The following is a 17,669-nucleotide window of genomic DNA, read 5'->3' as shown; positions in this document are numbered from 1 at the left end:
ATGGCCGGAGCGGCGCAGAACGACACTTTTTTGCGATGGCACATGCTGCCGTAGTCCGGTTCGTGACTGACATCCTGTGCCAGCCATCGCTGCCCCCAGACCACAAGTATGAGCATCTGCAATACGATACACCGCCGGGAACCATCACGCATGGAGCCGTGTGCCATCTTGGGCCATGGGGGAGACGCGCCGGTCGCGGTGTCGTTTTCCTGATCTCTTTCCGGGGTTGCGCCGCGAGGCCGAGGGGCTTTGCGGCTGGTTCTTCTTGCCGAGCGGTCCGGACGCCGGCGGGCGTTTCGTCGAGCGCCACATCGATCGTGCGGCCGGACCTCGATGCTGGATGCCGCGGCTTTGAGGCCGTCCACGCACGCTGCGTGGGCGCCCCCTAGGTCGCACGAGGCCGCCGGGAAGGTATCATGACGACGGAGGCGAGCTAGAGTGTGGCCCGCGGCGGCCGCACCTCCCATACTCCGGGCAGTTCCAGGACGCCCTCGCGTCGCTCGCTGCTGCGTTCGCCGACACACGCACCAGGCCCTTCGTCCTGCTCGGCGACCCACCGTGCGGCTTGGGGATGGCGCGGCGCGGCCCAGCGCGTGTTCCTCCACACACCGTTCCTCGCCTGCTCCCCCTGCGTCATGTGGCGTGCACGACGAGGACGTGCGCAAGCTACCGAACGTCGTGCGCAAGGGGGGGCGCCCGCTCGCCGTTAGTGCAGCCCCATGGTGGGCGCCTCCTTCGACGGGGGTCGCACACCCAGGAGCCGCGTGATGTTGGCGATCGATGCTGCGAGGAGCGCGGCGCCATCCATCCTGTCGATCTCGTTCACCCGGGTGGTGTTGACCTTGCCCTGGAGCCACGTGGGAAGCGGATGCCCCGCTGCTAGGAGCTCTTCGAGTCGGGTTATCGCCCCTTGAAGCATCTCCATGCCGCTGCGGGCACCCTCGTGCACATCATCGCTCGCGGGCACCGCCGGCTCAGCCTCGGTGACGCTGTTGTTGTGCTCGGTCATGGGTTTCCTCTCCTTGCTAATCATCGACGCCCCGGAGACCATGTTGGTCGTTGGGTCTATGAGCTCACACTTCGTACCCTCTGGCTTCGTGCGTGCCGGAGCGGGTTGGGAGTTCTGGAGGGCCGTCACTGATCTCTGAACAGGCTCCTGGGATGCGGCCGGCTCAGGGGCACGGATCGGCGGCCTGTTCATCCGCTCGGGCGCGGCGCTGTGATCGTCGAACTGGTGATTGATGTTCTGGTCGGTAATCTTCCGGGCGGCGACCCTCGCCTCGTGTTGAGCCCGTCGGTCAACGTACGTCTTCGACGACGTGACCGTCTCCTCCGGCTTCATGTCGACGTTCACCTTGTTGGCTTCAGGCTTGGCCGGCTCCGCGGCCGGGGGGTAGTAGAACTTGACCGAGGCGCCGTTGACCTTTTTGTTCGGGCCCTTGGCCCACCCGAGAGCGAGGAGGACCCTCCGTACTTCCTCGCGGTCCTTGGGGGTGTGCTGCGCGAGGGGTTTCTCGATGGCATTCAGCAAGATGTCCGCGACCCGCACGTACGGCTTCCCCTCGACGTACTGCGCCACCTCCTCGTCCCAGATGCCGCGCTGCATTCGGGCAACCTGCTCGGATTTGCAGAGGGCTTTCTCGGCGTCCTCCGCCCACCACCGCTCGCCGGCATCGAAGGCGGTCAGCGTCTCCGCGAAGAGCTGGTTCCGATCTGCCTCGAGAGCATCCTTGTTCACCTTGGTCACCTCGACAGGCCACCAGTTACGGTTGCCGCTCAGGTCGGTGAAGTACCCGTCCTCGCCGGGATTCACTGTGGCGATGAACGAGCACTGGCGTGGCTGTTCGGTCTCATTCTCCTCGTAGAGCCTGCAGTACCTGTCCGTCGAGCGGGAGAAGAACCCCTTGACGGCCTCCTCGTTCGTCTTGCTGAAGAGGCGCTTCACCTCCTCGAGCTCGATGATCCAGCTCCCCTTGATGGCGCGCAGAGCAAGCCGGTCCTCCAGGTTGCCCAGCATGCCAGCCTTAGCGAACGCACCGCCGAGAATCGTGGCGACCATGGACTTCTTGATGTCGCGAGCGCCCTCTAGGACCAGCGTATTGTCGAACTTGCAGCCGGGCTTCATGGCCCGCGCTACGGTCCCGACCATCCAGTAGCGTCCGACCATGCTGGTGTACGGGGTCCTGGCCACGCCGAGATACGTGGATAGCCAGGTGTCCAGGCGCTGCACCCCGTCCCAGGCCGGCAGGGCGCGGAGGTGGTCCTGAAGCGAGCTGAACTGACGCCTCGATGCGGCGAGCCTCACCGCCAGCTTCACGTCTGTGACTTTGAGGCGAGAGATTTCGTATGTCTTCTGGAGATAGACGGTGACTGCCGTGTAGTAGTGATCCTGCCAGGACCCCGACAGCTTGTACCCGTGGAGCTCGATCTCGTTACGAATAGCAACACTGTCGCGAAAGAAGTCGTAGCCGACGTGGACGAAGTTCGGGTCGTTGGCGAGAATGAAGTCGATGTTGGCCATTTCGGGCAGCACTCCTTCCTTCGAGCGCCTGAGCCTCATCGTCCAGGAGGTCGTCTCCGTCGACGGCGGAGGTTCGGGAGCACGGATCACCGGGAACGCGCCCTTCCCCCTTCTCGGAGGCAGGCCTGCTGCGGCGCGCGCGGCGGCGATCTCGTCCTCGGTGAACCTGCTGAGCCAATCCTTGGCCGTGAACCGATCGTGGCCGCAGCCTGTGTGCTTGCAGTCGATGGCGCCGATCTCCTGCCCCTCGTCCGGAAGGAAGAGCACCGTCGACCGCGACTCGAATGTGGATGAAGTAGAGTGCTCCTCCATGCAGGGGCACTTGATGGCGTACTCCCCGGGCCTGATCTCGGGCCCGAGCAGGTTGCGCGCGCTCAGGAGGAAATAGAACAATCCCGTGCCAGTACCCGACGGGCGCACGCACGGCGTGGTGTCGTACTTGGTCTTCGACGCGGCGGTTTTCTTCTGCCGACGCTTGTTCATGGTCTGCGCCGCCGCCTCATCCTCGGAGTTGGTCAGCGGGTTCCACAGCTCGATCGCGTTCGGGTCGCCGACCGTCACGCGCTCCTCAGGGCGCGCCGCCAGGTTCCGCTCCTCTCGGGCGATCTGTTGCTCCTCAGTCTCGCCTTCCGCCACGTGCTCGAGGCGGGTCGCATGGGGGAGCCGGAACAGCCGGGTCCAGTCCTTGACCGGGTCCGCGGCGATCTTGAAGCGACGCTTGAGATACGCCACCCAGGTCAGATAGAGGTGCGACCATTCCGCTGCATCGTTCTTGGAGGTGAGCACGAACGGCGTCAGACGGGCGACGATGCGGTACCCTCCGCGGGTGCGGTAGACGAAGACGTTGTGCTCCGCGCGCAGGTCGCGGATCTTCGCGCTCTCGTTCTCCCACCAGAGCGACGCGGCCATGAGCGGGTCGGCCTGGTTGATATCGCCATTGCGCTTATGAGAGGCGGGGTCGTCGACGTCGAAGACGGCCGCGACCATGCGCACGCTGCCGCCGAGCTCGGCGAGAGCCTCGCCCTCAAGAGCGGCGCTGTCGAGTCGACGCTCCACGGCCGGCGCTTCATACGCGCAGAAGTGAGCGTCGAAAGGATAGCGACGGGTGAGCGCCTCGCCGAGCGGTGTGGATCGCGCCAAGCCACCCTCCGCGTGCCCGGGCCAGGCCCGGATGCGCGTACCACGGAGGACAGGGACCAGGATGGTAGAAGGGTTGTCGACCGACATGATGCACTTGCACTTTCTGCGCGGGCTGATAGAATCAGTCCCGCACTTGCGAACCCGCCCGTGACTCAGCATCCGGGCGGGTTCTCTTTCTTTGCCCGCTGCCCATCGCGGCTTCGTCGGCCCACCTCTCAGCAGGTGGCCAACTCGAACACTCGGCTAGCCTTGCCGACCCTCCTTCCCGCCAAAGACGACCTCATGTAGGCGATCAATGCCGAGCCTGACCACGCCCGCGGCCGTGTCGCCGAGCCCCGTGGCGTCCATCAGCGCCATCAGCCTCTCCCGCGTACGCTCGTCGAGCTTGATGTGAAGGTCATAGTCCTTGCGGTTCCTCGGTGTACCGCGCTTGCCGATTCCGGGCATAGGGCACCTCGCGCAGAGCAACCCTAACCGAGTGGGAGCCGTGCGCAAGAAAATATCCAATCATACCCCTACGAATGTGGGAGTACAAAGGGAGTACAAGGTGCTCCGGCACCGGATCCGACGTGCAGCCTCTATTGGACCTCACTGACACTGGTCGCAGAGAGCGAGAACGTCTGCAAGGGTCGATAGCGCGGAGGCACAAGAGTTCCTCTGGGTGCCCCGTTTCCGGGCTCACCCCGAGCTCGTCAGCCGTTATGTGAGCATCCTGTCCTGGAACGTGCCTCACACGCTATCGCCCGTCTACACGCCGAGGGGGCACCGGAACGCGTACGCGCTGCCGCTCCGTCCCCACGCGCCGAGGGGGGACGTGGGGGTTGACGGTGCTGGGGGGCGTCAACCTACCGTCAACCCGATCAATCATCTTGTTTCAAAGGCTTTCTCACATCCGGTTGACGGGTTGACGGTAGGTTGAACGGAAATCTCATATGGCGGGTGGTACGGTTGGTCGCAGGGGTGAGAGCGAACCCATGTGTCTCTAGCAAAGATCCCAGCGCTCGCAGAGTCAACCCGTCAACCGCGCCCAGTTGGTCCCTGGTTTCAATGACCTATGAGGTTGGCGGGTGGGTGGATGGTCCGTTGACGGCACTAGGGCGGCAACCCAACCCTCGTTCCCTCTAGGCTCGTCGCCGGAGGCACGTCGGACTCTCGCCGGCGAGATCACCGCCCGGGGTGTGGCTGTGCAGGAGGCGGTGCGCACCCTTGCCCCGGCCCTCCTCGCCGCTGACCTTCCGGCGAACTACGTGGCCGATGTCGCCTTCGTGCGAGGCGGTGGGCCCGTGGTCCTCGAGCTCAACGCGCTCTACGCCGCCGGCTACAACGTGCCCGCCGCGCACGCCCTACCCGTCGCCGCGCTGGGCGCCGACCTCGCCCACCGCGCCGGATACGTCGCGTTGCCGTGGGCCGAGGTCCTCAACAGCGCTGCAGTACCCGCTGGCGAGCGCGTCGAGCAGAGTCCGACCGTGTCGCTCTTCGAGCGCCTATAGACGCTGCCCATCGAGCTATGCGACCGCGCGTGCGTGGAGGAACTCCATCGCAGCGTCGTACGCGTTCTTGAACGCGATGAAGCCGGCATTCGAGCCGCCCTGGTCGGGGTGATGGTGCTTGACGCCTCGCCGCCAGGCCGCCTTCACGTCCGCCTCGGTGCACGGCCATGTGAGCCCGAGCTCCCGGAAAAACCACGGCATGGCATCCGCCGCGTTTCTCGGTCCGGCCGCTGCCCTGGCCTCCGCCTGCGACCCGGGGGCCGCCCCACCAGCTTTCGCACGATGGCCATCGCGCGGCCGCGCGCGTCGCGCGGTCTCCGCCTCCCGCTGCCAGTATCGACGTTCTTGCTCCCACAACGGCCGGAGCCTCTCCTCCATACTCCGTCGGGCCTCCTCAACCAGCCGGACGCGCTGCTCGTGGGGGCGTTCTCCTGGACGCGGGTCCTGTGAGAGGCTCATCATGCACCACCACAACGTCTCGTCGGCAAGGGAAGGCTGCGGGATCATTTTGGCCAACTCGTCTCGGATCCATTCGTAGTGGTCGAGAAGACGCTCACCGTCGACCTCCTCGAGGTGCGCGATGGCCCGCAAGAAGTCCTGCTCGAAGTCTTGCCACCAAGCGACGCGCGCGGCCGGGTCGTTGATGTCGGCTATACAGCACGTCCGGATGCCCCGCGAGGAGCGCCACAGCGTCCGGTTCCTAGGTTTCCCGTTTTCGCGGTACGCCTGCTTCACGAGTGGGATGAGCGTCAGCCGGCCTGGCCCTGTGTGGACGCAGTAGGGATCGGCGTAAACACGGTCGGAGAGCGGAGTCTTTTTCCAGAAGATGAACATCGTCTTGCACCGTTGCGTGGCCTTGGCGACGACGCTCGCCAACCCCGTAGTTCCAGACGCGTGCGCTGCGCGCGTGATCGCTGATCTGTAGTTCCAACACTCTACCTCGAGCGATCGCCTTGCACCAGGAAAACGAGCGCGGCTTCCCGACAGGACGCCAGTAGACCGCCAGCGTAGTTCCGGTCGCTCGACGATCGCGTGCGCTCGCTGAGCTGTAGTTACTCGAAAGCTCGGTGACGCCGCGCCGCTCAGGCCTCTCCGTCGGGCGGTGCTTTGCGGAAATACCGCGTGCCGTGGTATCGTTTATCCACGTCACGAAAGGAGGCTGCGATGTGGGGCAGTCGGAAGGCGACCGGGCGCTTGCCGGGGAGGCCAAGGTCCATCGGAGGGCCGGTGATTCAACCCAAGATCACCCCGGAGGACGACAAGAAGCTGAGCGAGCTGGCCGCGCTGGAAGAGTTCGAAAGTAATCGCTCGTCTGTCGTGCGGGTAGCGATTCGAGAGCTTTATGAGCGCCGGCTTGGAAGGGAGGAGAAGTGAACATGGGTGACGAGAACGAGGAAGTGGATGCCAGTGATGAGCGAAGAAAGAACATCTTCTGGCTCGTGACGGCTCTCGGGCTGGGGATCGCGCTCAAGGGCGTGGTTCTGGTATTCGACCTGACTGGGGTTCTGAAGTGAGGAGGTTCGATATGGAGGAGAACGACAATGTCGCCATGGTGAAGCACAACACGGCCTTCGAGGGCCAGCAGCTCACCTTCTACAGGTTCCGTGACAAGGTCTGCGTCGTCGGCCAGGAGCTCGGAGCGGCCCTCGGGTACGCAGATAGATCGCTGGGGGCCAGGATTGCGGGCGAGTGGAAGAACGAGTTCATCAAGGAGAAGGACTACGGCATCCTCGAGGGCGAGGAATTGCGGGTGTTCAAGCGACTGGCTACGTCTGGCGTAGCCAGTCGCTCCAAGAGCCTGCTGGTGCTTTTCGAGCCGGGCGTCAACCTGGTCAGCTTGAAGACCGAGAAGGAGCTGGGCGTGAAGCTCCGCCGCCTCTTGGCCGACGAGGTGCTGCCGAAGCTGCTTCGAGGCGAGCCGATCCTGCCCGCGGTCCCGCCGCCCGCGAGCGCGTCGGTCATCCCCGCGAACGATGTCGAGGGGCAGCTTCGCCTGCTGACCCTGCGGCAGAAGGCGGCGCTCGAGATCTACGCCGCCGTCCCCGGCCTCTACAGCGAGGCGTTCCTCCGCCACAAGGTCGAGCACGCCGTCGCGCTCGTGGAGGGGCGGGCGCCGGCGATCGAGAATCCGCTACTCTCGGTCGAGGGGTACCTTCAGCAGCGGGGCGTCGACGCGAGGACGCGGAAGTCCAAGGCGCCGATCTTCGGCAAGAGGCTGAAGGCGCTCTACACCGAGGAGCGGGGTCGCGAGCCGCCGATGCAGTTCCGGGACGTGAACCACGCCGAGCGCACCGTCTGTTCGTATACTGAGGCCGATCGGCCCCTCTTCGATCGCGTGTTCGGGGAGATGTTCCCGGCGCCTGCCGACAGGCCGTTTGACATCAGCTTGCTCGTTGACGATGTGCCCGAGCCCATCCCGCGGCCGCCTCCGCCCCTGCCGTCTGGCGGGCAGAGGGTGGACACGGACATTGAGGGTTGGAGCCTGAGAGGGCTGCTGAAGCGGTTCAAGTCGGCGGAGATGGACGGCCTGACGACGACCAAGATCCGCGCCGCGGCCGTGGGCCTCGGCTTGCTCGACGATCTCCACTACGGGCACTGGAGCGAGATCAAGAACGAGCACGGCCGGACGGTGTCGAAGACGTGGCGCTACCACGAGAAGGCGGTTGGCTTGCTAGAGCCGACGCTGCGGCTGTACCTCCGGAACGTCGCCGGCGGGCTGGGGGAGCAGAACGCGATGGCGAGCGCCGTCGCGATGACCGGCAAGGTGGGCTCGGGTGCGACTGGGCGGTTGCCATTCAAGGCGATCCGCGCGCCCGGCTGAGCCCGTTTCCTTCGGGAGGCGACGAGCGATGTCCCTGTCTCAGCGGCCGGTCAGGCTCGGGCGCCGTAAAGAACGGGCTTCTTGACCCGTCCTCCCCCGAACCTGTCAGGCGGCAACAGCCACCGCTCGCGCCTTGGAAGGCGAGGGGACCGCCACGGCCTATGCGTCGCTCCTCCCTTCTTCAGCTGCGTCCGCGAACTTGGTCCCGGGTGTCTCTCGGCGATCGTCATCTCCGAGCGCGACGGAGGCCCCGCCTTGCGCGGCTTCGGCCAGAGGCTCACCCCGGCACGCGCGGCGAGCGTGAGGCCCAGCCGCTTGCGGCGGGCGAAGATGTTGCTCGTCGAGACGCCCGTCCTACGGGCGGTTTCCTCGAGCGTGTGGCCGGCGGAGCGGAGCGCGAGCATGCGCCGATCATCGGCCGAGAGCTCGCCGAGCGAGGCGTTCAGGTCGATCGCGGACAGAATGCGCTTCTTCGGATTACTGGTGGTCGGATCGGCGAGGCTGAGGCCGACCGGCGCCTCGTCCTCGTCGGAGCCGCGACGCTCATCCTGGCGGCGAAGTCGCCGAAGCGCAGCGCCTCGGCGTTGCCTTTTCCCGAAGTTGCGCGGGGCGCGGACGTCGCGCTTGCACTGGTACCCTCCGCAGGGAACGTGGTACCGGCTCGCGCCTGTCGCCCGCAGACCGCAGGAGTGGACCAAGATCGATCTTCTTCCCGCCGGTCAGCGCCGGCCGCGACCATGATGCGCGGCCTACTGGCCCGGGGTTCGCGTCAGGGTCAGCGCGATCTTGGCGGCGCGGGCCGGGTCGAACTTCTTGCAGCCGACGACACGACCGCCATGGAGATCGAGTCCCGTGATAGGTACGTCGAGCTTGATGCCTTCGACCGTGAGCCGGTCGCCATCGAGCGCGGCGCGCAGCGGCTTGCCTTGAAGATCGCTCCAGAGCTCGATGCACCTAGCCTGCGCGGCGGAGTCGAGGCGCACTCCGGTGGGGAGCGCGGGCTTGACGAGCACCTCGACCTGCAGGTTGTTGCCGTCGTTCGACGAGGTGGTCGTGAACGCCACATCGCCGGGCTTGTACCGTGAACTCGGCCCCGTGGAGACGACCATGAATTTCACGTCGGCGCCGGACTGTGCGACCGCCTCGAAGACGTTGCCGTCCTCGGCTCGCCATCGGCCGAGCAGGGGAGCGATGGGTGGCATCGTCGCGCTCGTCGTCGCGGTCGATGCATTTGTGGCTCCTGAAGACGTCGCGAGCGCATCCCGCACGACGTAGCGCCAGAGTCCGAAGCCGATCGCCACAACGACGAGCACCGCCGTCGTCCAACCCAGCGCTGTCCGGCGCTTGGACGCTCTCCATGCCCGCTCGAGCTCGGGGTTCGTGTCGAGCAGGGCGGCGCAGTGGTGGACGTACTGCTCGTACTCGGTGAGGCGCTGCACGAGCTCCTGCATGGGTCCGCGAAACCGAGCGTCACGGGCGAAGCCACCTGCGAGCTGCGAGAGAAAGTCGCCAACGCCCGAACCTTCGATGCCCAGGTAACCCTCGACGAAGCCGCCCAGGAAGCCTTGGACGAGCCCCGCGAGGCTGCTCTGGTGCTGGTTCCACACCTCGACCGCGCCCTGCTGGCAGATCGCCACGCGACCCAGCAGCTCGGTCCCATGGTTCACGGGCAGGATCCCGCGGACCATCTGCTCGCCGACGCCTGCGGCACGCGCCACCGCCTTCGTACCGTTCGCGAGCGCGGCGGCGAGCTGGTCGGCGCAGACGGAGTTCAGCATCTCGGCGACCTGTTGCCGGCGCAGCCTCTGCTCCGCCCAGTGGATCGGGGAGAGCGCGTTTTGCTGGAAGATCCCGCCGAGCGTCATCTGAATGTCCGCAGGTGCCCCCCGCTCACGGACCCTACCTGAGTGGGCGTTCACATCGATGGTGCCCTCTCAGTTCCTGTGATGTCAACTCGAGTGGGCGTACTTCTCCTGCCCGCCCTCTCAGGGCGGCATGGAGACGGAGCTCGCGAAGAAGATCGGCGCCGCCGCCCGCACAGCGCGCAAGGCGCGCGGGTGGAGCCAGGCCGACGCAGCCGAGCGCATCGGGATCAGCTTGGAGTTTTACGCCCGCATCGAGCGCGGACAGACGATGCCGAGCACGCCGACCTTGGTCGCGATGGGCCAGGCGCTCGAGGTCTCCCTGGACATCCTCACGGGGCGTGTGCGCGCACGGGAGCTGGCGGCACGACCCCGCCCGGCCCTGGAGGAGTCGCCCGAGATGCGGCGGCTGCTGCGCAGACTCCGACAGGCGAAGCCGAAGACCATCCGACTGCTGAACCTCATCGCCGCCGCGCTCGAGCGGTCTCGTTGAACGCGAGGCCCGTTGTCTCAGCCTCGGCTAGATGGTCGCGACCGTCGGCAACAGCGTGAGCTAGGTCGGGAGCCTCGAGCGCGGCCTGAAGCTGACCCACGTGGCCCTCGCGAATGCGCCCGGTGTGCCGTCGCGGAGTTCCTCCCCCAACCTCGGGCCAACCACTGGATCGAGGAGGCCATCACGATGGCGGTCTCTGAGCCGGAGCAGCGCCGACGCGTGGCGCTCGGGGTGCTGCAGGTGCTCGCAGCGCAGAGGTAGACGCTCGTCGTGTCCGACACGGGCATCACGAGCGCCCGCGTGCAGGCGCCCGTTCCAGGGCCTCTCCTCTCGGGAGCGCTAGCTCGCCCGTCCTTGCCCCCGTGCTGGCCGGTGCGGCCACCGCTGTCACAAGACCGCCGGCCGCCCCCTCGTATCCTCCGAGATCAGAGCACTTACCAGGGGGACGGGAGGTGACGCATCGCGGTTCGCGGTCATGCGCCTCGTTGCGGGGCTGGTGCAGGCTCGCTCCGGTGGCTCGTGCCGCGGCGCCCGAGAGCCGGCAGCTCGTCGCCGGTGCCGGGCTCAACGCCTACGCGCAGGCGCGCGGCCGGGCGCTCGAGGGGGCCGGCAGTGACAGCGTGCACCGAGCGTAGCGGCCGAGCGGCGGCAAGTTCTGCCACACGCATGCCGAGGGCATGCTCGGGATGTCGGACCCCACCATCGCGGACGGGACGGGCGCGCGCCCGTTCCCTCGCTGCTGACGCGCCGGTCGCGCCGCGGCAGCGCGTGGTGATAGGAGAAAGGTCTGCATGTCGAACCGCAGCCGAGCAACACGGGCAGCGACGAACTCTGGCGCGGGTGCTCCAGCTCGCGCCGGTGCAGCCGCCGCAGGGGAGCAAGATCCGTTCTACCTGCGCTCGATCAGCCCGCGCATCTACAACGCGTTCCACGCGCTCTACGAGGCGCTCCACGATGCCGCCGCTGACGACGCGATCGCGATGGAGCAGGACGAAGTGCGCCTGCAAGTTGGCGACGACCCCGAGGTGCTCATCGTCCGCATGAAGCAGCTCCAGCGGGCCGCGGAGGTCGTGAACGCCCTGCGCGTGGCGCTCGAGAAGGGGGCGGAGGTGTCCCTCGACGCGCCCTTCCGCTGGGCGCGGACGATCACCGGCGCTAGTCCCCCGGTCCACCCGAAGCAAAAACTCGCTCCGCAGAAGGACTTCCTGCTCCAGGAAGTCACGCACCGTATGCTCGCGCTCGCGCAGAAAGCGGAACCAACGCTGCGGCAGGAGATGAAGCTGAAGGATGCCGCGCGCGTCTTCGCCGAGCAGGCGATCATGCTCAAGAAGAACCGCCGCTCCGGGCGCTCGGCGGCCACAGACCGGCGTGCCCGAGGTCCCATCGAAGATCTCGCCTGGGTTATCGCCCGGCTGCCGATCGAGGGGCGCGCTCAGCCCGCGCTGGATGCGCTTCGGCAGGGTTCGATCGAATCGCGGGCTGCTGCAGTCACGCAGACACTCGTCGGCCTTGGCCCGAGCACCTGGGAAGATCCGGCGCGTGTCTTGGCGAACAGCTTCCGCGCGATGGGCATGCCGAAGGACGAGGCACACTCGTTCTTCAGCTATTGGGGGAAACGGGTGAAACGGCAGGAGCGGGACGGCGAGTAGCACCGTCAAGCTCGGGGGGACCACGCGCGTTGGTCCCCGGAACCTAGTGGGAGGCAGCGCCCGTGCGGCACCGTGCGCTCCCCATGAGCGACGCCAATCTTCCGAATACAGAGCACGGCCAATCGCCGCCCTCGCTCGCCCAGGCATCGGAGTCCGCCTCCGAGCAGCCCTCGCCGACGCATGCGACGCCGTCGACCAGCGCGGGCTCGACGAAGAACAAGATCTCCTGGCAGGTCGACGAGCTCCTCGAGCTCGCAGCTGGGGCCGAGCTGTTCCACTCGCCTGACGGGGTCGCCTTCGCGACGCCCAAGATCAACGGCCACCGCGAGACGTGGCGTCTCCAGAGCCGAGAGTTCTCGGACTGGCTCAAGCGCGAGTTCTACCTCCGGCATGAGAGCGTGCCCAACGCGCAGGCGATGCGAGCCGCTGTGGCAATGTTCGAGGCGCGTGCCCGATACGAGGGGCCTGAAGAGCCCGTGTTCATGCGCGTTGCCGAGAAGAACGGCGTCGCGTACCTCGACCTTGGCGACAGGGAATGGCGCGCCGCCGCGATCACGCCGCAGGGCTGGAGCCTCGTCGCGGACCCGCCGGTGAAGTTCCGGCGGACCCGCGGGATGCAGGCCCTTCCGGAGCCGGCGCGCAGCGGGCACATCGACGAGCTTCGCCGCTTCGTGAACGTCGACAGCGATGACGCCTTCCATCTGCTCGTCGCCTGGCTCGTGGGCGCGCTCCAACCGACGGGGCCCTTCGCCATCCTCGCGCTCCAGGGCGAGCAGGGCAGCGCCAAGTCGACGACGGCACGTCTGCTTCGCCGGTTGCTCGATCCTTCCACGGCACCGACGCGGCGCACGCCCCGCGACGGGCGCGATCTGATGATCGCGGCGCAGAACGCGTGGGTCTTGTCGTTCGACAACCTGTCCGGCCTGCCCGTGTGGCTCTCGGATGCGCTGTGCAGCCTCGCGACCGGCGGCGGCTTCTCCACCCGCGCGCTGCGTACCGATGACGACGAGGTGATCTTCAGCGCGACCCGGCCGCTCCTTTTGAACGGCATCGCCGGGATCACCGAGCGGCCAGATCTCGCCGACCGCGCCGTGAGCGTGTCATTGCCCCCGATCCCCGACGACAAACGGCAGGACGAGGCCACGCTCTGGACCGCCTTCGAGGAGGCTGCGCCGCGCATCCTGGGGGCCCTGCTCGACGGCGTGAGCGCCGCCCTCCGAAACGTCGGGACCGTCATGCTACCGACCAAGCCTCGGATGGCCGACTTCGCACGGTGGGTGACCGCTGCGGAGACGGAATTCGGCTGGGTGCCGGGGACCTTCATGGCCGCGTACAGCCGCAACCGGGCCGAGACCATCGAGATCACGCTCGAGACCGACGTCGTCGCGGTCACCGTGCGCGCTCTCCTCGCCGGATGCCCTGGTCGCCTCTGGGAGGGCAACGCGACGGCCCTGCACGCGGCTCTGCACAGCCTCTTGCCCGCGCATGCGCTACGCGCTGGGGACTGGCCCAAGGCCCCCAACGCGCTGACGAACCGGCTGAGGAGGATTGCGCCCGTGCTTCGTGCAGCCGGCATCGTGTACGAGGACTTGGCTCGCAACGGCAAGGCAGGCAGCCGCGGTCTCCGCCTCCGCAATACAGGTGCGCAGATGACCGTCAGCACCGTCCGCGAGTCGGTGGGGATGAGCGAGGAGGCTCCGCAAACGCGGCCTTCGTTCGTTCAGGCCGGTGGGGCTGACGGTCGTCTCCGACCCGCTGCCGGTTGCGACACCGATGATCGTCGGCTCGCAGCGACGGCCGAGATGCCCGATTCCAGCGGGGAAATGGGCCGCGCTGACGGTGCTGACGGTGCTGACGATCCTTCCGCAGGCGTCGTCGACGCCGCGCCCGAGGACACATCGTCCCGGGACCCGCAGGTCCATCGCGATGCGTCGAGCCTGCCCACTCTCGCAGCGGCGATCCGGGCATCCGAGAAGGTCGGCCTGAGCATCGCCGCGACCGGCCACGATATGCGGCGGGACCGGGCGTGTGCGGTTGCGATCGCCTTGCCGAGCGGCGAGATCCACGTCGTCGACTTGCGCGTGCCGCACGATGTCACCCCCGTCGTTGAGGCGCTCTGCGAGGTGCTCGTCATCGGCCACGACCTGAAGCCCGACCTCGCGCACATCGCCAACGAGTTCGAGCTGACGCCCAGTATGATCTTCGACACGAAGCTCGCGTGCGAGCTGCTCGACGCGGGCGTACATGGCGACGACGCGTCGTTCTTTGACCTCGCCCACGCGTGCGAACGAATCTTCGGTGCCCAGCTCCCGTCCGGCCGCTCGAAGATGGGGCCCATCGAGCGGCTCTCGGAGGAGAGCGCCACCCAGCTTGCCGCCGAGGTCAGGCCGCTTCTCGCGCTGGAAGAGGCCCTGAGCACGCAGCTCCAGCGCGACGGGCTCGACAGGTTCGCCGAGTTCGCGAACGAGCTGCTCCTGGCGGAGCTCTCGATCAAGTTTGACGATGAGGCGGCTGGTTCCACCCTACGGCAGGAGCTCCTGAAGGTGTGGACCGCGAGGCTGGCTACGCTTCAGAATCAGGTCTGTTCGTGGCTCGGCGTCGATGAGCCGGACGATGATGCAGAGGTCCTCAAGGAGCTTCACCGCCTGGGCGCCCCTGTCAAGCGTGTCGAAATCGAGGAGCTCGTTCCGTTCTTGCACATCCAGGCGGTCGGTTATCTCGTCCGCTATCGTCACCTGCGGGGCTTCGCCGCCGGTGCCAGCGAGCGTGGCCACGGCAGCGCCAGACGTATCGCCGGAGGTGCCTGACCGTGATCGCGGTGGCCCCAATGCTCTGCATCGGCACGACCACGCTCCGCCGGCGCGAGGGCAAGCTCTTCGAGCCTGTACCCCGTCAGGGGAGGCGCAAGATCCGGGTGTTCAAGCCTGAACAGGTGGAGGTACTGCGGGAGTCGCTCCGGGAGAAGACCCGGCTCGGCGCGAAGCCAGAGTTCGTCGGGCTCGAAGAGGTAGCGCGTCGGGCCGCGCGCTCCATGCAGACGATCCGAAGGCGCCTCGGGACGGAGCTGCCTCCTGGCCCGAAGCTCACCCAGGGGCCCCGCGCCAGGTGGGGGGTTCACGCCGAAGGAGGCGAAGCAGATCGTGGCGTGGGTGAAGCGGCACGTCCGGCGGAGGCGGCGAAGGGCGGAGGCAAGGTCCTCGGGATCGCCGACCTGATCCCCGACGAGGCCCACGGCCGGCGGGGGACCTGGCGGATCACGGTCGAGTTCGAGCCAGAACCGGCGTGACCGCGCCAATCACCCGGCGGACGACGGGGTCATGTGCGCGGGCTCTAGGCGGGCCGTGTGCTGGAACTCATTCGTTCCTCCCCCAGCATGTATCGCGGACAGCGTACGGATAGCAATGTTCATAAGCCTCCGCTCCGCAGTGACCCCAGCCTCCGATGTCACGTGCACGAGCCACGACCTCCCACAAACCCCAGCTGTCAGAACATGAAGCCAGGCAGTAGTTTACCGAATGGCTCGTGAAGCAACCGTAATCGTCTCCCTTCCCCCAGCACGACCAGCAATGGCCGAAGGTGATTGCCTCCTGGCTCTCTGCCACCGTCTCCTGATCCTCAGCCGACACATCCGCCTCCGGATCCACGCCCGCACAGGCACCGAACGCGGCAATCGAAGCGATCGCGAAAAGGAACTTGAAGAACTTGACGACCATTGCGCCTCCTGTACACCCGCAGCTTAGCTTCTGCGGCGTGCCGATTCTGTTGCTACCAAGTAATACTTATGGCGCACAAGTGGCTACGGCCTGAACGGAAGCACGAGCGCACGCCCAGCCCTTGCACTCCTCGGCGACGTTCACGTGCAACGCGCGTTCTGCCGCGTCTGGACCTCGACCTGCGATCTGGCGCCGGCGGGGCCGGGCTCGCCTGCCTCTGGGCTCACGTCGCTCCCGAGCTCTCGCCATCGCGGCGAGCGTCTACGCCCGCGTTCTTGACGCGGCCTGGGTGGCGGTGCGCCAAGCGCAGTTCGCCACCTGCATCGCGATCACGCGCGTCGCTCCGCAGATGAACCTCACAAACGGGTCCGCGCGAGGACATGGCCGAAGCAGGGGAGCGCGTATGTTCGGTCGTGGGCGGCAGGATGGTCCGTATGGGCCTGGGCCCTCCGGTTCGACCGGAGCCTGGTGCACCCACCAGGAGCACATTGTGCCTGTCCGCGACGGTGGTCATGGAGGGACCTTTGCCCAGTCGCAGGGCTTCTCGGACCTCGCCAAGTGGGCGACCGAGCGCGGCGCGCCGTCAGGCCGCTGCGCTGCCCGGCTCGTGGCGTTCGACGGTACCGCTGCCGAGGCAGATCCAGGGCTAAGCGGAGCGAGCTGACGTGGCTCGGTCGCCTCCACGGCCGGCTCGAAGCGGGGCAGCCCGTCGATGGCGCCACCAGGGAGGAGAAGGTGTAGTCGTTCGGGTTGCCGAGGATGTACGCCGCGATCTTCGGCACCCGCGCCTTGTACGGCGCCCGCTGCGCCCGAAGCTCGGGCGGCACCTTCGCGTCGATGGGCGCGTCTCGCGACGCCCGTCGTCTTCTTCGGCGGCTTCTTCATCGCGTGCCTCTTGTTGTCGTTGTCGCGCCAGCTGGCGGGCCCGAGGTTCCTCGAGCCCACCAGGAGCGCGGATCAGTGGAGCGCCAGCCGCTGATGGCGGCGCTCGATGGACTCACGCCACGACCCGACGAACCCGCGGCCCTTGCAGAGGGCGTGGGTCAGGATCACGGACATGCTTACGCGCGGGTTGAACCAGACGACGCGTCCGTCGTCGTCCCCCTGCCAAATCCTCCCGCCGCGCTCGCGGGCGTACATCACGGCGTTGTCGAACGTGTCGAACTCGATGACCCGGGCTCCCTCGGTCATGGCGCTCTCCGCGGGCGGGCAGGACGCGCTCGCTCTGCCGCAGCGCCCTCGAGCGAGTCGAGCTCGACCGACGCCATGGTGACGTACCAGTGCGCCCGGCAGCCCTGGCAGAGCCGATCAGTGTCGTAGGCCCAGAGCGGGCGCAGGTTCTTCCGGAACTTCCGCGCCTGCTCTTTCTTGAGGCACGAGACCGGCCCGGTGCACCGGAGCGCCTCGGACTTGCTCGTGCGGTCGGCGAGCTGCCGCACCCGCTTCGCCAACGCGGTGAGCTCCTTCGCGCAGGCTTCCGGCGTCACCGCACACCTCCCGAAACCTGCTCGTCGGTCCGGGCGGCCGGGGTGTTCGCCCTGAGCCACTTCACCCGCGAGCCGCAGCCGGCGATGCTGTGCAGGGGCTCCTCCGGCCGTGGCAGGTTGTGCCAGTGCGCTCCGTGCACGAGCGCGCCGGCGTACAACGTACCGGCGAGGATCACGAGCTGGGGCGACAGCTCGAACGACGGCAGGATCTGCCCGACCGTGCGCACGCCCCAGTCCTCCCGCTCGCGCTTGTTGTACAGTCGCAGGCTCCGATCGTACGGGCGGATCACCGCCTTCGGTGCGACCGCGCCGTAGAACGCCGACACGATGAGCACCGCGTCGCAGCTCTTCTCGGCAAAGTCGTACGCGGCCCGGAAGAGCGCCGAAGTGTAGAGCTCGCGCGCTGGCGCCGGCTGCATCTGCTTCGAGGCCGAGCAGCCCACGAGCGCAACGCGCGGGGCGCCCGGCTTCTTCTCCGTGAACATGGACCTCT

The 17,669-nt window shown here is 67.2% G+C and carries 18 protein-coding genes and 1 pseudogene; 9 read left to right on the top strand and 10 right to left on the bottom strand.

Features of this window, described 5'->3' with window-relative positions; all coding sequences use genetic code 11:
* Positions 1-706 precede the first annotated feature (706 nt).
* The gene (locus tag WMF14_RS44330) at positions 707-3,577 is read right to left on the bottom strand and encodes a VapE domain-containing protein (RefSeq protein ID WP_437796472.1); all 2,871 of its coding nucleotides are present in this window, start codon (positions 3,575-3,577) and stop codon (positions 707-709) included.
* A 327-nt stretch (positions 3,578-3,904) separates the two neighbouring features.
* Positions 3,905-4,108 (bottom strand): hypothetical protein, encoded by a 204-nt coding sequence (locus tag WMF14_RS44325; RefSeq protein WP_437796470.1) that lies wholly within the window; start codon positions 4,106-4,108, stop codon positions 3,905-3,907.
* A gap of 749 nt (positions 4,109-4,857) precedes the next feature.
* Between WMF14_RS44325 and WMF14_RS44320 the strand changes: the two genes are divergently transcribed.
* On the top strand, positions 4,858-5,151 hold the full coding sequence (locus WMF14_RS44320) for a hypothetical protein (protein ID WP_437796468.1): 294 nt from the start codon (positions 4,858-4,860) through the stop codon (positions 5,149-5,151).
* 15 nt (positions 5,152-5,166) lie between these two features.
* Here WMF14_RS44320 and WMF14_RS44315 read toward each other — a convergent pair whose 3' ends face one another.
* Positions 5,167-6,027, bottom strand: a complete 861-nt coding sequence (locus WMF14_RS44315) for a hypothetical protein (protein ID WP_437796467.1) — start codon at positions 6,025-6,027, stop codon at positions 5,167-5,169.
* Positions 6,028-6,378: 351 nt separating this feature from the next.
* Here WMF14_RS44315 and WMF14_RS44310 point away from each other — a divergent pair, with 351 nt between their 5' ends.
* Genes WMF14_RS44310 through WMF14_RS44300 form a run of 3 tightly spaced genes read left to right on the top strand, consistent with a single transcriptional unit; the run spans position 6,379 to position 7,972 of the window.
* Entirely contained in the window at positions 6,379-6,525 is a 147-nt protein-coding gene (locus WMF14_RS44310; RefSeq protein ID WP_437796465.1) for a ribbon-helix-helix protein, CopG family, read from the top strand.
* Positions 6,526-6,527: 2 nt separating this feature from the next.
* Positions 6,528-6,665 (top strand): hypothetical protein, encoded by a 138-nt coding sequence (locus WMF14_RS44305; protein WP_437796463.1) that lies wholly within the window; start codon positions 6,528-6,530, stop codon positions 6,663-6,665.
* 11 nt (positions 6,666-6,676) lie between these two features.
* Positions 6,677-7,972 carry a hypothetical protein gene (locus tag WMF14_RS44300; RefSeq protein WP_437796461.1) on the top strand — a complete coding sequence of 432 codons (1,296 nt, stop codon included), beginning with the start codon at positions 6,677-6,679 and terminating at the stop codon, positions 7,970-7,972.
* Positions 7,973-8,022: 50 nt separating this feature from the next.
* On the opposite strand, the gene WMF14_RS44295 is transcribed toward WMF14_RS44300, so the two are convergent.
* Positions 8,023-8,670 (bottom strand): hypothetical protein, encoded by a 648-nt coding sequence (locus WMF14_RS44295; RefSeq protein ID WP_437796459.1) that lies wholly within the window; start codon positions 8,668-8,670, stop codon positions 8,023-8,025.
* Positions 8,671-8,721: 51 nt separating this feature from the next.
* Positions 8,722-9,837 (bottom strand): hypothetical protein, encoded by a 1,116-nt coding sequence (locus WMF14_RS44290; RefSeq protein WP_437796457.1) that lies wholly within the window; start codon positions 9,835-9,837, stop codon positions 8,722-8,724.
* A 130-nt stretch (positions 9,838-9,967) separates the two neighbouring features.
* On the opposite strand from WMF14_RS44290, the gene WMF14_RS44285 reads away from it, so the two are divergent.
* The 5 genes from WMF14_RS44285 (at position 9,968) to WMF14_RS44265 (ending at position 15,262) form a co-directional block, all read left to right on the top strand.
* Entirely contained in the window at positions 9,968-10,327 is a 360-nt protein-coding gene (locus tag WMF14_RS44285) for a helix-turn-helix domain-containing protein (protein WP_437796455.1), read from the top strand.
* Between the two features lie 512 nt (positions 10,328-10,839).
* A complete protein-coding gene (locus WMF14_RS44280; RefSeq protein ID WP_437796453.1) occupies positions 10,840-10,962 on the top strand; it encodes a hypothetical protein in 123 nt (40 codons plus the stop codon).
* A 156-nt stretch (positions 10,963-11,118) separates the two neighbouring features.
* Positions 11,119-11,976 carry a hypothetical protein gene (locus WMF14_RS44275; RefSeq protein ID WP_437796451.1) on the top strand — a complete coding sequence of 286 codons (858 nt, stop codon included), beginning with the start codon at positions 11,119-11,121 and terminating at the stop codon, positions 11,974-11,976.
* Between the two features lie 398 nt (positions 11,977-12,374).
* The gene (locus WMF14_RS44270; RefSeq protein WP_437796449.1) at positions 12,375-14,783 is read left to right on the top strand and encodes a hypothetical protein; all 2,409 of its coding nucleotides are present in this window, start codon (positions 12,375-12,377) and stop codon (positions 14,781-14,783) included.
* A gap of 2 nt (positions 14,784-14,785) precedes the next feature.
* Positions 14,786-15,262, top strand: coding sequence for a hypothetical protein (locus WMF14_RS44265; RefSeq protein ID WP_437796447.1), 477 nt, complete (start codon positions 14,786-14,788; stop codon positions 15,260-15,262).
* Between the two features lie 650 nt (positions 15,263-15,912).
* Here WMF14_RS44265 and WMF14_RS44260 read toward each other — a convergent pair.
* The 5 genes and pseudogenes from WMF14_RS44260 to WMF14_RS44240 all read right to left on the bottom strand — a co-directional run bounded on the left by WMF14_RS44260 (position 15,913) and on the right by WMF14_RS44240 (position 17,661).
* Positions 15,913-16,203 carry an ATP-binding protein gene (locus WMF14_RS44260; protein ID WP_437796445.1) on the bottom strand — a complete coding sequence of 97 codons (291 nt, stop codon included), beginning with the start codon at positions 16,201-16,203 and terminating at the stop codon, positions 15,913-15,915.
* Between the two features lie 214 nt (positions 16,204-16,417).
* Positions 16,418-16,516: pseudogene (locus WMF14_RS44255) on the bottom strand (DNA sulfur modification protein DndB); the annotation flags it as partial.
* A 130-nt stretch (positions 16,517-16,646) separates the two neighbouring features.
* Positions 16,647-16,880: a hypothetical protein gene (locus tag WMF14_RS44250; RefSeq protein WP_437796444.1), complete on the bottom strand. Its 234-nt coding sequence runs from the start codon at positions 16,878-16,880 to the stop codon at positions 16,647-16,649.
* A complete protein-coding gene (locus tag WMF14_RS44245; protein WP_437796443.1) occupies positions 16,877-17,176 on the bottom strand; it encodes a hypothetical protein in 300 nt (99 codons plus the stop codon). The genes WMF14_RS44250 and WMF14_RS44245 overlap by 4 nt, the downstream gene beginning before the upstream one ends.
* The gene (locus WMF14_RS44240; protein ID WP_437796442.1) at positions 17,173-17,661 is read right to left on the bottom strand and encodes a DUF6884 domain-containing protein; all 489 of its coding nucleotides are present in this window, start codon (positions 17,659-17,661) and stop codon (positions 17,173-17,175) included. The genes WMF14_RS44245 and WMF14_RS44240 overlap by 4 nt, the downstream gene beginning before the upstream one ends.
* Positions 17,662-17,669: the final 8 nt, after the last annotated feature.

The organism is Sorangium sp. So ce693 (assembly GCF_051521375.1).
Classification (GTDB): Bacteria; Myxococcota_A; Polyangia; order Polyangiales; family Polyangiaceae; genus Sorangium; species Sorangium atrum.
The sequence above is the reverse complement of the archived record's forward strand: the minus strand, read 5'-3'. Positions and strand labels throughout refer to the sequence as shown.

Coding starts and splice junctions, on each gene's coding strand:
- WMF14_RS44275 (WP_437796451.1), top strand. CDS start 11,119: ATGTCGAACCGCAGCCGAGCAACACGGGCAGCGACGAACTCTGGCGCG.
- WMF14_RS44305 (WP_437796463.1), top strand. CDS start 6,528: ATGGGTGACGAGAACGAGGAAGTGGATGCCAGTGATGAGCGAAGAAAG.
- WMF14_RS44290 (WP_437796457.1), bottom strand. CDS start 9,837: ATGACGCTCGGCGGGATCTTCCAGCAAAACGCGCTCTCCCCGATCCAC.
- WMF14_RS44240 (WP_437796442.1), bottom strand. CDS start 17,661: ATGTTCACGGAGAAGAAGCCGGGCGCCCCGCGCGTTGCGCTCGTGGGC.
- WMF14_RS44260 (WP_437796445.1), bottom strand. CDS start 16,203: ATGACCACCGTCGCGGACAGGCACAATGTGCTCCTGGTGGGTGCACCA.
- WMF14_RS44300 (WP_437796461.1), top strand. CDS start 6,677: ATGGAGGAGAACGACAATGTCGCCATGGTGAAGCACAACACGGCCTTC.
- WMF14_RS44250 (WP_437796444.1), bottom strand. CDS start 16,880: ATGACCGAGGGAGCCCGGGTCATCGAGTTCGACACGTTCGACAACGCC.
- WMF14_RS44325 (WP_437796470.1), bottom strand. CDS start 4,108: ATGCCCGGAATCGGCAAGCGCGGTACACCGAGGAACCGCAAGGACTAT.
- WMF14_RS44285 (WP_437796455.1), top strand. CDS start 9,968: ATGGAGACGGAGCTCGCGAAGAAGATCGGCGCCGCCGCCCGCACAGCG.